The organism is Algoriphagus aurantiacus (assembly GCF_035156405.1).
GTDB lineage: Bacteria > Bacteroidota > Bacteroidia > Cytophagales > Cyclobacteriaceae > Algoriphagus > Algoriphagus aurantiacus.
Genome location: NZ_JAXRUT010000002.1, coordinates 384,245 through 398,082, shown reverse-complemented (window position 1 = coordinate 398,082; position 13,838 = coordinate 384,245). Strand labels below are relative to the sequence as shown.

General features: G+C 38.9%; 15 protein-coding genes. 13 read left to right on the top strand and 2 right to left on the bottom strand.

What is annotated here, in order from left to right:
* Positions 1 to 99: 99 nt before the first annotated feature.
* From SYJ56_RS03645 to SYJ56_RS03625, 5 genes are all read left to right on the top strand, one after another.
* The gene (locus SYJ56_RS03645; protein WP_323832274.1) at positions 100 to 381 is read left to right on the top strand and encodes a helix-turn-helix domain-containing protein; all 282 of its coding nucleotides are present in this window, start codon (positions 100 to 102) and stop codon (positions 379 to 381) included.
* A gap of 118 nt (positions 382 to 499) precedes the next feature.
* Positions 500 to 874, top strand: a complete 375-nt coding sequence (locus SYJ56_RS03640) for a cupin domain-containing protein (protein ID WP_323832277.1) — start codon at positions 500 to 502, stop codon at positions 872 to 874.
* A 542-nt stretch (positions 875 to 1,416) separates the two neighbouring features.
* The gene (locus SYJ56_RS03635) at positions 1,417 to 2,319 is read left to right on the top strand and encodes a helix-turn-helix domain-containing protein (RefSeq protein ID WP_323832273.1); all 903 of its coding nucleotides are present in this window, start codon (positions 1,417 to 1,419) and stop codon (positions 2,317 to 2,319) included.
* Positions 2,320 to 2,592: 273 nt separating this feature from the next.
* Positions 2,593 to 3,348 carry an isocitrate lyase/PEP mutase family protein gene (locus tag SYJ56_RS03630; protein WP_323832272.1) on the top strand — a complete coding sequence of 252 codons (756 nt, stop codon included), beginning with the start codon at positions 2,593 to 2,595 and terminating at the stop codon, positions 3,346 to 3,348.
* A gap of 1 nt (position 3,349) precedes the next feature.
* Positions 3,350 to 4,426: a bifunctional transcriptional activator/DNA repair enzyme AdaA gene (locus SYJ56_RS03625; RefSeq protein ID WP_323832271.1), complete on the top strand. Its 1,077-nt coding sequence runs from the start codon at positions 3,350 to 3,352 to the stop codon at positions 4,424 to 4,426.
* A gap of 235 nt (positions 4,427 to 4,661) precedes the next feature.
* Here the strand turns inward: SYJ56_RS03625 and SYJ56_RS03620 are convergent, their stop codons facing one another.
* Positions 4,662 to 4,913, bottom strand: coding sequence for a hypothetical protein (locus SYJ56_RS03620; RefSeq protein WP_323832270.1), 252 nt, complete (start codon positions 4,911 to 4,913; stop codon positions 4,662 to 4,664).
* Between the two features lie 231 nt (positions 4,914 to 5,144).
* On the opposite strand from SYJ56_RS03620, the gene SYJ56_RS03615 reads away from it, so the two are divergent.
* The 3 genes from SYJ56_RS03615 to SYJ56_RS03605 are packed head-to-tail and all read left to right on the top strand — an operon-like array spanning position 5,145 to position 6,850.
* Entirely contained in the window at positions 5,145 to 5,897 is a 753-nt protein-coding gene (locus SYJ56_RS03615) for an SDR family oxidoreductase (protein WP_323832269.1), read from the top strand.
* A complete protein-coding gene (locus SYJ56_RS03610) occupies positions 5,897 to 6,601 on the top strand; it encodes a 2OG-Fe(II) oxygenase (RefSeq protein WP_323832268.1) in 705 nt (234 codons plus the stop codon). The genes SYJ56_RS03615 and SYJ56_RS03610 overlap by 1 nt, the downstream gene beginning before the upstream one ends.
* A 3-nt stretch (positions 6,602 to 6,604) precedes the next feature.
* The gene (locus SYJ56_RS03605) at positions 6,605 to 6,850 is read left to right on the top strand and encodes an Ada metal-binding domain-containing protein (protein ID WP_323832267.1); all 246 of its coding nucleotides are present in this window, start codon (positions 6,605 to 6,607) and stop codon (positions 6,848 to 6,850) included.
* A 42-nt stretch (positions 6,851 to 6,892) separates the two neighbouring features.
* Here the strand turns inward: SYJ56_RS03605 and SYJ56_RS03600 are convergent, their stop codons facing one another.
* The gene (locus tag SYJ56_RS03600) at positions 6,893 to 7,264 is read right to left on the bottom strand and encodes a DoxX family protein (protein ID WP_323832266.1); all 372 of its coding nucleotides are present in this window, start codon (positions 7,262 to 7,264) and stop codon (positions 6,893 to 6,895) included.
* Positions 7,265 to 7,364: 100 nt separating this feature from the next.
* On the opposite strand from SYJ56_RS03600, the gene SYJ56_RS03595 reads away from it, so the two are divergent.
* The 5 genes from SYJ56_RS03595 (at position 7,365) to SYJ56_RS03575 (ending at position 13,357) form a co-directional block, all read left to right on the top strand.
* Positions 7,365 to 7,715, top strand: coding sequence for a winged helix-turn-helix transcriptional regulator (locus SYJ56_RS03595; protein ID WP_323832265.1), 351 nt, complete (start codon positions 7,365 to 7,367; stop codon positions 7,713 to 7,715).
* 176 nt (positions 7,716 to 7,891) lie between these two features.
* Positions 7,892 to 9,592, top strand: coding sequence for a serine hydrolase (locus SYJ56_RS03590; RefSeq protein ID WP_323832264.1), 1,701 nt, complete (start codon positions 7,892 to 7,894; stop codon positions 9,590 to 9,592).
* 636 nt (positions 9,593 to 10,228) lie between these two features.
* The gene (locus SYJ56_RS03585; protein ID WP_323832263.1) at positions 10,229 to 10,447 is read left to right on the top strand and encodes a pyridoxamine 5'-phosphate oxidase family protein; all 219 of its coding nucleotides are present in this window, start codon (positions 10,229 to 10,231) and stop codon (positions 10,445 to 10,447) included.
* A 453-nt stretch (positions 10,448 to 10,900) separates the two neighbouring features.
* Complete coding sequence (locus SYJ56_RS03580) at positions 10,901 to 12,646, top strand: GMC family oxidoreductase (protein WP_323832262.1); 1,746 nt, start codon at positions 10,901 to 10,903, stop codon at positions 12,644 to 12,646.
* Positions 12,647 to 12,649: 3 nt separating this feature from the next.
* Complete coding sequence (locus SYJ56_RS03575) at positions 12,650 to 13,357, top strand: gluconate 2-dehydrogenase subunit 3 family protein (protein WP_323832261.1); 708 nt, start codon at positions 12,650 to 12,652, stop codon at positions 13,355 to 13,357.
* Positions 13,358 to 13,838: the final 481 nt, after the last annotated feature.

The following is a 13,838-nucleotide window of genomic DNA, read 5'->3' as shown; positions in this document are numbered from 1 at the left end:
GAAGAACGAAAGGAAGAAGACCAACAACAGGGTTTTGATTTCTAGTTCAATGCCAAACGCTCCTTACAGGGGCTATTCAAAGCCACCTTCTAAGAAGGTGTGTTTTTTACTTCTACCTGTACATTGGCGCAGTATGCGGAGAAGCTGAAAACCACCGAGCAAAAATTAAATGACCAGGCCAAAACCCACACTGGCAAAACTGCACAGATGGTCGTTTACGGATTGATCGCTTCAGAAGCTAAGAGACTCCTGATTTATGAAAATTTAAGTGTTAAAGAGATTGCCTTTCGACTCGGATTTAAAGATCCTTTTTACTTTTCAAACTTCTTCAAAAAACACATCGGAGTATCCCCAAAAGTCTTTAGAGAGCAAAAACGCTAAATCTTACATGCTTTTTCCGGATTCCTCTATTTTGAATGGTTGAAATCCTATGGAGTTTTGCATAGGATATTTTACCGTCTTGCAGCATTGCATAGGGGGATTCAATGAGAACTGATTTATAAACTTAATATTTAATGACATTAGCACGGATATTCATGATTACATTGTTCAGACATCATCCACAGAATGGTCACCCTTAGTAGAGGAAGGAGTAGATTGTACAGGGATTAGTTGGATGCCACTTAGATTTGATGAAGAAGGTAAAAGACCGCTAACTTTTCTTCTAAAGTTCGAGGCCGGTTCGAAGTATCCTTATCACAATCATCAGGAAGGTGAAGAATTACTGGTTCTGGAGGGAGGATGTGAAATTGAAGGAACGCCTTTCAAACAAGGAGACTATTTATATACTCTGGCAAACTATAAACATGCCGTTATATCTAACCAAGGCTGCACACTTTTTTTAATGGTTCCAAAAGAAGTCAAAATACTGTGAAGGCGTAACTAGAGATGAAATCGAATAGCGCCAAGCCAAAAACTGTTTATAAAATCAGTCATGGAGAATAAAGCTTATGCCTTTTGGGAAGTGTGCCATACTCACTCCGTTACACACTAAAAAATGAATGACTAAAACGTGGTTTTCTATCTTTATTGGGATTGGAACACGTCTGTTTATTCTTCAGAGTTTTGACCTAAAGGATGCACTCCATTAATCTATTAAAATGAAATCCTTAACTTTTAAAATAGCTGTAATCCTGTTAATTGGTGACTGACTGCCTGAAAGGTCTCCCTATATATACACCAGCGGATATGTTCTGGATACCTATCTGAGGGAGTAAAGACCTGGAAAATCATGGTATTTTTCCGTTAATCATTGGGAGAATATGTTCCAGGAAAACTCTTTTCACTAATAAACAACCCGGAGTTGTTGATTACAACCAAAAGTAGGGTGTTTTCCAACTATAAGTAACTGCTGATTTTTGTTGCCGAAGCCGGGCTAAAATATCTTTGGCCATCTATTAATCAAAACCTGTATCTATGTTAGATTCTAAAAAGATTGGTGATAAAATCGCCGGGGCTAGGAAGAAAATCAATATTTCCCAAGCGCAGCTTGCAGCACAATTGTTCATGAGTCCCCAGGCAGTGGGAAAGTGGGAGCGGGGTGAATCCATGCCGGATATTTCTACTTTCAACCGACTTGCGGTAACGTTGGGCGTGGATTTAAACTATTTTTCAGAAAATTTCAACTCCTTAAATTCTGAGTGGACATCTGATAAATCACAGGATTTACGGTCAACTGAGATTTCAACCGAAAAGCTGAAGAAAAAACCTGTTTGGGATATGTCGGAAGGAAATTGGATGGATACGGATTTTTCCGGTTTAAAAAACCTGCATGAGAAGTTTAGTTCATCTAACATCCGCCGCTGTCAGTTTATTGGTTCAGACATGTCAGAACTTCTTCTAAAGAGCAATTATGTGGACAGCTGCGACTTTTCAGACGGGAACCTCAGTAATTGCCAAATTCAGGGTTCCTATCTGACTAATAATAAATTTTATGCCGCCTCTTTCAAGAACACTCAAATCTCAACCAGCCATTTGACTGGCTGTGACTTTACCGATGCAGATTGTACCGGGTTAACAGTGAAGTCAAGTTCACTGGTAAAAAATACACTGATCAATTGCCGTTGGAAAGAGTCGTTATTTAAAGCCACATCATTTGAAAATCTTGTATTTGAAGGTGTTTTGGAAGACTGCACCTTCGAAAGCTGTGGATTTAAAAAGGTGACTTTTCAAAAGGCTGTTTTGATCAATACCTTCTTTAAAAACAACAATAAACTGAACCTCGTCCGGCTGATTGAATGCAAGGCTGATAGAATCACGTATGCCTTTTTGCAAAACGCGAAAGTGGATTTGTCTGGAGTCACGTTATTAGCCGATTAAAGGAGGAAAGCAAGCATGTCATATCGTGATTTTTATCCGTGCAGGGCTTGAGAAAATCCTTTAAAACGGCCCATGTTCTTAAAGGAGCTAATTTTGAAGTGAAAAGATATAGTATAGAACGATGGGCGAAATATTAGAGAATGGGGGCTTTCGGATGCAGAATTGTTAAAACTTCATTGAAATACCCCATTCTAGTTTGTCAAAAAAATACACGTCCAGTTTTCGGTTGCTGAATAAATCATACCAAAGTTTATTTGTGGAAACGAATCACTTATGAAATTCAAAGAACTACACCAACAGAATAAACCTTTGCTCATAGGAAATGTATGGGATGCCCGAAGTGCTAAAGAAGCAGAGAAATTAAGTTTCAAAGCGCTGGGAACTTCAAGCTCAGCCATGGCATCCATGTTAGGCTATAGCGACGGAGAAGAAATCACATATCAAGAAATTGAATTCTTAATCAAAAGAATTGTTCAAAATACCCACTTGCCCTTGTCTGTCGACTTGGAGTCCGGTTATAGTCGCAAGCCTGAGGAGATCGCAGATCATATAATCAGATTAACAGACCTGGGAGTTGTCGGGTTTAACCTTGAGGATAGTGTGGTTAACGGCGAAAGAGATATGTTGAACGGAAAAGTGTTTTCAAATATCTTGGAAGAAACCAAAAATATCCTAGATCAATCAAACCGTAACCCGTTTCTGAATATCAGGACTGATGCCTTTTTGATAGGCAATCCAAATGCGTTGGATGAGTCTGTTGAACGGATTCATGACTATGAAATGGCAGGGGCGGATGGCATCTTTATTCCTGGGGTAGAAAAAGAATCAGATATTAGTGCATTGGTGAATTCTACGAAATTGCCCATCAATGTGATGTGTATGCCAAGTCTCCCAAATTTTGAAATATTAACCGGTTTAGGAGTGAAGAGAATAAGTATGGGCAATTTTTTGTTTGACCATATGTACAAATCATTTAGTGAGAGCCTTCAAGAAATAATAGACCTTCAATCCTTTAAATCCATTTTTTGATATGTTGATTACTGATCCTGAAAAAATCGAAAACTATTACCAGGCATTGTTGGAGCGAAATTCAGGTTACGTGGGCGTTTTCTTTGTATGTGTTAGAACAACTTCAGTTTTTTGCATTTCTACCTGTCGGGCAAGGAAACCGAAAAAGGAAAATGTGGAGTTTTATACCTCGATCAAAGATGCACTGGGAAATGGGTATAGGCCCTGCAAAGTCTGCAAACCCACCTTAAATGCAAATCAGGCTCCGGAGCAGGTGGAAAAAGCAATGTTCCTGGTCCATCAAAACCCGAAAGAAAAAATCAAGGATTACATTCTTCGTCAACATCAAATCAGCCCTGAAATAGTACGAAGGTGGTTTAATGCAAATTATGGTATGACATTTCAATCCTATCAGAGGATGTTCAGGATAAATAATGCCTATCAGGAATTGAAAATTGGTAAAAACGCCACCCATGCAGCTTTTGACAGTGGATACGAATCATTGAGTGGATTTAATTATACGTTCAAGAAGTTGGTGGGTGACTCCCCACAGAAAAGTCTGGATCGAAATATCATTTGGATTAGCCGGCTGACTACTCCTCTGGGTCCTATGTTCATGTGCGCGACCGAGACAGGGATTTGTTTGTTGGAATTTGTGGATCGACGAATGTTAGAAACTGAATTCAAGGATCTTCAGCGACTGTTGAATGCCACTATTTTAACAGGAGAAAACGAACATATTAAACAAGGTATAGAAGAAATAATAGCGTATTTTGAAGGAAGAATTCAACAGTTTAATGTGAAACTCCATACGCCCGGAACCGATTTTCAGAATAAAGTTTGGGACTGTTTGCAGGAAATAAATTACGGATCAACCACCACTTATCTTCATCAGGCGAGAAAGATGAATCACCCAAAAGCAGTAAGGGCAGTAGCTTCAGCGAATGGTAGGAATAGGGTGTCAATAATTATTCCTTGTCATAGAGTAATCGGCAAAGACGGAAAATTGACTGGATATGGGGGAGGGATTGAGCGAAAGAAATGGTTGATTGAGCATGAAAAAAGAATTTCAACGCAAGTATGTGATCTGCATAAATGAAAACATGACCCCCAAAAGCCGCATGGAAGATCATGCGGCTTTTTAGGCTTGATTGAATGTGGAGGTAATAGAGTGGATAGATTCAGTGGTGAACCTCCCTGCCCCAAAAAGAACAAATAAGAGTCAGGTAAAGCGAATTCGATACCATAGTCTTTTTGGCTGATTAATACTTTGTCCTGCATCTACCTACATTTCTGGTAATAAAGGTCTACCGATGTGAATAGCATGCTTGCGACTATTTTTCAGGAAGCTGGGCAATGGAAGGCTTAAATGCGTATTTCTGTAGATCTTCCAAAAATGATAAATAATCAGCGGCACGTTCTTCCACATAGGCCAAAGTGTCGTCTTCCACCGTTCTGTCCAGTGTAAAAGTCCCGTTAGTACTTTGAATGGCATTTGATGGGACTCCGTAGATAGGGAAATAGCCCAGGTAGTTTGCTTTCAGGTAATCAAAGGTCAATTTGAGCGGATGAATGATCTGTTCCATTGCATAGGGTCCGAAAGCACTTTCTTGGTCGATTCCTGCAGAAAGGACAATGGCAACTTTTTTTCCACCAACTTTGTACCCGCTTTTCCTCCCCTATGCCCAGTTGTATGTTAAAACTTCATCGATCCATTTTTTTAAAAAAGATGGAGAAAGTATCTTAGGTTAGCAAGTTTCGGGTTTCCCGGCTTTTTATACTTCATAATCTTTGTGTCAGGATTAATACAAAATTCAATGCAAAGATTTACTGACAAATTCGCCCTCATTACGGGCGGAACAAATGGAATAGGCTACGCCACAGCCCAACAATTCATCTCCGAAGGCGGCACCGCAATTATTACCGGTCGAAGTGAGGCTACAGTAAACCAAGCCTTGGAAAGCTTAGGAAAAAGGGCCTTAGGGTTTGTTTCCAATGCGGGAGACATGCAGGACATACTCGGTTTACCAGAAGAGGTGAAAAAACATACAACCAGCCTGGATTTGCTATTTGTCAATGCAGGGTATGGTAAGTTTGCATCCATCAATGATGTAGACGAGAGCCAATTTGACGAACTTTTTAATATATTGGTCAAAGGTACTTTTTTCACCGTACAACAATCCTTACCCCTTATGCGGGATGGTAGTGCTATTATCCTCAATACTTCTGTAGTTACTGAGATGGGAATGGAAAATTTCTCTGTTTATACAGCTGCCAAATCCGCAGTGCAATCATTTGTCAAAACCTTTGCGGCAGAATGTACAAGAAAGGGGATACGTGTCAATGGAATCAGCCCAGGTTACATTAAAACCAATGGCTTTAATAATACCGGCTTAAACCCGGACCAAATTGAAGATGCCATTCAAAGCATTATCCCGACAATACCGTTCAAACGCTTTGGTGAACCAGCTGAAATAGCCCATGCAGTTCTTTTTTTGGCATCTCCTGAAGCCTCTTACATTCACGGAACTGAATTAACAGTGGATGCGGGATTTTCAAAAATCAGATAATGGAAAATCACTTGAAAGACACAGATTGGAATTTGATTACGGGTGAAATGAATGAAAAGGGATTTTCTATTATTCCAAAGTTTTTAACTGACCTGGATTGTGAGGAACTGAAGGCGAATTATGACAACCCAAATGTCTATCGAAAAAAAGTGGTCATGGAACGGTACCGTTTTGGTCTGGGAGAATACAAATATTTCAACTATCCGCTTCCCGACTTGATCCAGCAAATCAGGACAGAAATATACCCACAGCTTGCTCCTATTGCCAATGCATGGTTTAATGTCTTGAATATAGACCGAAAATTTCCTTTACAACATGCTGAACTTGTGCAGCAATGCCATGAAAATGAGCAGCAAAAAGCCACTGTTTTGATTTTGAAATATGGTAAAGGAGGTTTCAATACTCTTCATCAGGATTTGTATGGGGACATTTATTTTCCGATTCAGACAGTGCTGTTTTTAAGTGAACCTGATTCAGATTATTCAGGTGGGGAATTCGTATTGACAGAGCAAATCCCGAGAGCGCAGTCTAAAGCGGTTGTACTCAAACCCAGAAAAGGGGACATGCTTATCTTTACGACCAACTTCCGGCCTGTTAAAGGTGCAAGGGGATATTATCGGGTTAATATGAAGCACGGAGTAAGTCAGGTTCATCATGGTGAGCGATACACGCTTGGTGTTATTTTTCATGATGCAAAAAGTTGAAAAATGATTGAGCATAGAGATATAGCTGACAAGGATTTGCATTACAAAATCCAACGCCGATTAATTAGTTTTGGAGGAAACAGGAAACTTAAAATTTATGGAACTCTGGGATGTTCTTCTGGAAAAAGATTGAAAAGAGAAAACAGAGTATTCTTTTTTTCGGAAAAGGAGGCTTTACAACTCGGGTATCGTCCTTGCGGACATTGTTTGAAAATGCAATATCAAAATTGGAAACATGAACTTATGTGATCGTCAATTTGATAATGTAACTAAGACAGGTAGCACTTTTGCTTACAGTGCTATCTTGAAATTTTTATCGGTCGCTAGTAGGATAACAGCAAGTACGCACATAATCAAAGAATTATAGAAATGATTATATTCTTGATGAGCCATATGCGCGGTAAATGCACCGACCGCAAATGGGAATAGTACTAATATTCCGACATTTTTTAAGCGGGGATTAAGAATTCCAGCCAGCAGAAGCATTACACCAATTAACTCGCCTACCCCAATAAAAATCGTCCAGACCTTATTAAATCCCAAAGATTGCATACTCTGCATCATTGAGTTCTTTTGAAAAACTTTGAATAGTGAAGCGTAACCAAATACATATAAATAGTAGGCATAGCTAGACCAATGAATAATAGTTTTAATCTTCTCCATTTTTTTTGTGTTTAAATTTCTATGCAAGTATCTTACTTAACTTGCATTAATGAAAGAACAAACAAAATAGTGTGGTACTAACAAAAAAGTAAGTATGAATATGAGAAAAGATAATTCAACTAATAGTATTAATGAAAAGTACTGGAAAGACAACTGTGGCATTGCATTCACCCTGTCTAAGATCGGTGGCCGATGGAAAATAAGTATACTTTCTTACCTGTTGAATGAGAAAAAATTACGATACAGCGAATTAAGAAATAGATTGGTTGGAATTTCAGAACGGATGCTGATTTCCAAACTCAAAGAACTCGAGAATGACGGACTCGTTAATAGGATTGTCCATAAGCAAGTACCTCCAAAGGTTGAATACGAGTTGACTGAACTTGGGCTATCACTTCAACAAATATTAGATTTGATGGATAGCTGGGGAGAGAATAATTTAATTAAATAGGCTGTCTTACTCTAAATTTCTGGTATCAGACATTCTGATTATAATGACTTTAGCTCATCAAAATGAGTAAAAACAAAGAAAGAATTAACAAAAAGAAAAAAGGATCTTCTAGCTTAGGCCTTGAGTATTTTCATTAGGTATAAATTGGTTACTTTAATAAAATAGATTTTTGTTCTATGAAAAAGCTACTTCATTACCTACTTCTAGCTATTATTATTGTTGGTTGTAAAAATTCTGAAAATAGTACATCTACGATTGTCAGCAATATTGATTCATTGATGAATTACAGCTATAAAAATGGGTTGTTTAATGGAACTGTCCTGGTCTCTAAGTATAATAAAGTCATATTTCGGAAATCTTTCGGATATGCTGATTTTGATAAAAAGGAATCCCTTATACCTGAATCTTCATTCTATTTGGCTTCTGTATCAAAACAGTTTACCACGATGGCTGTGATGATCCTAAAAGAAAGAGGCAAGCTTTCTTACGATAACAAACTTTCAGATTACTTCCCCGATTTTCCTGAATATGCAGATTCAGTAACCATCAGACATATGATGACCCATACTTCCGGAATTCCTGACCATTTTGGACTTGGCGCATACAAAGTAGGGCTAAACAACAACGATGTATACGATATCCTGATCAATCAAAATAGATTAAATTTTGAACCTGGTAGTCAATTCTCTTACAGTAATGGTGGTTACATGTTACTTTCAATGATTATTGAAAAGGTTACTGGAGAATCCTTTCATGATTTTATGGAAAGGAACATTTTTATTCCATTAAAAATGCATAATACTTTGGTCTATGATGTTTCAGAACCAATGGTGAAAAATAGGGCAATAGGGTATAATGTTAGCGGAGAGCTGGATGATTATGAAATATTCACCACAGGTGCTGGTGGGATTTACTCCAACATAGATGACTTGTTTATATGGGATCAGGCTTTGAGTAAAAGTGAACTTGTGTCGCCTGAAACACTGAATGAAGCATATCAGCCAACTGTACTTTCTTCAGGAGAAAAATCATACTATGGCTTTGGATGGGGTGTTAATCAAGCAAAGAATTGGGTTGATCATTCAGGGGGGTTGGCTGGTTTTAGAACCTATTTTAGACGATACTTGGATAGGGGCGATGCATTTGTTCTATTGACAAATAATGGTGATAACTTCTCAATGGATGAGATTAACTTAGGTATAGATAATATTTTGGCTAATGAAGACTTTGAGCTCCCCAAGGTTCGTATTTCTAACAAGCTATCCAGTCTGATAAAAAGTGAAGGAATTGATAAAGCAATAGAGGTTGGTAAAGAACACTTTCATCAAAACCTAGTTGAGTATGATGAATTGGGGATTAATACTTTGGGTTATTCCTATCTGCAAATTGGAGACATCGATGTTGCATTAAAACTTTTCAAACTGAATGTTGAAAATAGACCAAATTCAGGCAATGCCTATGATAGTTATGCTGAAGCCTTATTAGCTAATGTAGACACGACAGCTGCCATTGAAAATTATATTAAGTCAGTGAAAATGAACCCTAATAACCAAAATGGAATAAATGTTTTAGAGTCTTTGGGAGTTGATTCTACTGAAATTCTACCCCAAGTCGAATTAAAAGGAGAGCAACTAGATATTTTCATAGGAAAATATGAATTGAATCCTGATTTTATTTTAGATATTAAAAGAGAAGGAGATCATCTTTTTATTCATCCCAGTGGACAAAGAAAAAGTCAGTTATTTGCTGCGACTGAATCCAGATTTTATAGTAAAATCGTGGATGCTCAATTAACTTTTAATAAGAATAAGTACGGAAAAGTGGTAAGCCTAACATTACATCAAGGGGGAGATCATGAAGCACGTAAGGTTAATTAATAATTTTTGAATTTTAATTTATTCATTGTGAATATGGGTGTGCATATACATGAAGGCCTCTAAGAGCGAAAAAGCATTTGCCTTTAAGTTTGAATAAAAAAGAAATAGAATGGAAGATCATTTCAAAGCAATTCTAGGAAGCATTACCTCATTTACCGAGACTGAATGGAATAAAATCAGAAGTTGCTTCAGGGTAAAATATTGCATCAAAGAATCTGGTTACTAAGATTTGTGATGTGGAGAAGAACATCTATTTCATTTTAAATGGCGTGTTACGACTTTTTTGTCTTAATCCTAAGAATGAAGAAGTGACCATCTTCCTGTTTAAGGAAAACCATTTTGCAAGTTGTTTCCAGAGTTTCTTGACTCAAAGCGAAAGTGACCAGGCTTTGGAGTCTATTAATTAGGGATATTCATGGATTGGCTGAATCCAGGCTGGCCATTTTACCAAGTACCACCCATATCGGTATGTTGCAACGGACTGATTGGTTGATACCCATGATCAACGATTTTCTGGATTCCGACCTGAATGCACCCCCCCAACCTGTTAAATACAATGCCTTAAGAAATATTAATGACTTTCATACTTTATCAGAACTCATAATGGGCTAGCAACTGGGATCTATCACATTGGGTTTGAAAGAATTTATAGAAAATCAAAAGATATTTTTTGTGGGCACTGCCGCTGCGGAAGGAAGAGTCTATGTATCTCCCAAAGGCAGCAGTGACTCTTTTCGGGTAATCAATGCGAATACTGTTGTACGGCTCAACCTGACAGGTAGTGGAAATGAAACTGCTGCACATTTACTTTTCAGTGAAATGATGATCATTACTTGGTGGAAATTGCCGGATTAGTTAATTTTTTTCGTGGGATTAACCCAGAATTAACCAAAAAATTAACCTAATACCCTTTATTTTTCTTTTTGAATGTGAGGTAAAGGCAGGAATCGCCTTTTCATATTTTCAAAATCGATAGAAGATAAGAGTGGTATCCATTCTTTTTGGTCCCTTTTAATATCCCATCAAAAAGTGATTGTGGGAAATTCTTTAAAGTAGTGATTTATAATAGGTGTTTAATTGCCATGTTGAAATATGACTTGTTAAAACTCAGGATGTCTTGATGCATGGACTTGTTGATGTTTTTTGGAAACAGAAGTGGGTTAAGTATTTCTTGTTTTAATTTATCCATTTTGATTGGAATATAGGTTCATAATGAAATTTGAGCAACTGCTTATTTTCCCTTTTGATTAGTAATAAAGAAATGTTTACGTTAATAATTTAAATAATTAGTTATAAAATAAACAGTATATGAGTTTTCAGATAAAATCATCAGGAGATACCTATGATGCGATCATAGTAGGTTCCGGGGCCGGAGGGGGCATGGCTTCTAAAATCCTTTCCGAGGCAGGACTTTCTGTGGCAGTAGTGGAAGCTGGAGGTGACTTCGACCCTGCAAAGGATGAAGATCGCACACAGCTAAGACCACCCTGGGAGTCTCCTCGGAGAGGAGCAGGAACTAGAATCAGACCATTCGGTGACTTTGATCAGGCCATCGGTGGCTGGGATATAGAGGGTGAGCCGTACACGCACAAAGACGGGACGAAATTTGACTGGTTCCGGTCAAGAATGGTCGGTGGCCGTACCAACCACTGGGGCAGAATCTCACTTCGGTTTGGTCCGAATGATTTTAAGAGAGCAAGTATAGATGGTCTGGGTGATGACTGGCCTATAGGATACGATGAACTCAAGCCATATTACGATAAAGTTGATAAGCTTATCGGTGTATTCGGTTCCAAAGAAGGGATTTACAATGAACCAGACGGCTTTTTTCTTCCACCACCCAAGCCTAGGCTACACGAAATGTTCCTAAAAAAAGGAGCTGATAAGGCTGGGATGCCGATGATTCCGGGCAGACTTTCTATGCTAACCCGCCCGATAAATAATGAACGGGGCACCTGCTTCTTCTGTGCGCAATGCAACAGAGCTTGCCAAGTCTATGCTGATTTCTCAGCAGGTACCTGTCTGTTACATCCGGCAATGAAGAAAGGAAAAGTGGATCTGTTCACTAACTCCATGGTAAGAAAGGTGACTACAGATGACAGTGGAAGGGCCACAGGAGTTTCCTTTGTGAGTAAAATTGACATGAAGGAGTATAAACTTAAATCCAATGTCGTAGTGCTGGGAGCCTCCGCTTGTGAATCTGCCCGTATTATGATGAACTCGAAGTCGAAAACCCATCCCAATGGAATAGGGGGAGACTCTGGAGCATTGGGAAGATATCTGCATGACTCCACTGGTGCTGACCGTATGGGGATTTTGCCAGATCTTTTCGAAAGAGAGCGCTACAATGAGGACGGAGTAGGAGGCATGCACATGTACACACCATGGTGGCTGGACAATAAAAAATTGGATTTTGCAAGAGGCTATCACATAGAATACTGGGGAGGTATGGGGCAGCCATCTTATGGTGCCGGTGGAGGTATGGATACCATGAGAAAATACCTGAAGGATGAATTTGGTAATCCTAGTCCGAACGGCGGATATGGCGAAGGACTGAAGAAAGATGTTCGTAGAATTTATGGATCCACTTTAGGAATGTCAGGCAGGGGGGAAAGTGTTCCACGATACGAAAACTACTGTGAAATCGATCCAAACGGAACTGTTGATAAATATGGGATCCCGGTACTTCGGTTCAATTACAACTGGACAGATCAGGAACTGAAGCAGGCCCAGCACATGCACGAAACTTTTGAGGAGATCCTCACGAACGCTGGCGCGATACTTTTGGGCTCCAAACCAGGGCCTGAGTCCAATTATGGACTTCATGCACCGGGAAGGATCATTCACGAAGTAGGCACCACCCGTATGGGGAATAGTGCAAAAGGATCAGTAGTAAACTCTAACTGTCAGGCCCATGACTGTAAAAACCTCTTTGTGGTCGATGCAGGTTCTTTTGTGTCTCAGGCGGACAAAAACCCAACCTGGACCATTTTGGCGCTTTCTTGGAGAACCTCAGAATATATCGTGGACCAATTGAAACAAAAAAACATTTAAGCCATGAACAGAAGAGAAAATCTAAAATTACTCTTTACCGGCTCACTGGGTGCAGGTATGTTAATGACAGGATGCGAATCAGAACAAACAAAACTTGTCCATGACCCCATCATCAGTGGAGGCACACCAGGCTTTAGAACTGAGGAAGAGAAACTCAGAGATGCGGAATTGCTTTCCGATAAGTTTTTCACCGATGAGGAACGAAAGAAAATAGATGTCCTGGCCGATATCATCTGTCCGGCAGATAGCGAATCCCCATCCGCAACTGAACTAGAAGTGACGGATTTTATTGACTTTATGATGAATGACCAGCCAGGAAACCAGACTCCTATGAGAGGTGGCTTAATGTGGTTGGATTTCGAATCAAATGAAAAATTTGGCAAACCTTTCAATGAGCTTTCCAATGATCAGGTCATTGAAATAGTCGAGCTAGTTGCCTGGCCAGATAAGGCAACGCCTGAATATGAAGGGGCGGTAAAGTGGTTTAACATGTTGCGAAACCTAGTTTGCTCAGGGTATTTCTCTACCCAGGCAGGATGGAAGTATATAGGATACGTAGGTAACCAACCCAATGTCTGGGACGGGGTACCACAGGAAGTCATGCAAAAACACGGATTTAAGCTGGAAGAAAAATACATCCCTATTTATCTAAGACCCGAGGATCGAGGCTTAGTTGCAGAATGGGATGATGATGGGAATATTACTAAATAGATTGGGTTTTACGTTAGAAATGCTCTCCAAATGTATTTGGGGGGCTTTTTTTGTTTCTATCCTTCCAATCAACGCTTTTAACAAAATGCATAAGAGTTTGATCAATAAAATCACATACAGTAAAATACTGAGAGTGAATCTATTCAGTAGGTAATTCATTAACCTGCTTTACACTTTCCTGTAAAGATTTTTGGATGAGATACTTTGTTTTTTACTGGCCTTTTATCTCCGCCAGAAAAGTTTATAGCGATTTTTAATGGATGGGTTAAAATGATAAGTGAATGGAAGATGGCTTTGTTTCCAAGATGATTATCATTCTCCTACTTCAAATGGTGTTCTATTGGGTATAATATACCAAAAGACAAATTTTAAGCATTTATCTGTCGGATTAACAAATTTTTGGCGGGTATTAACCCTGATTTAACCAATTAATTAACCGTATCACTTCTATTTTCATCCGTATCAATTGCTGAAGTGACAC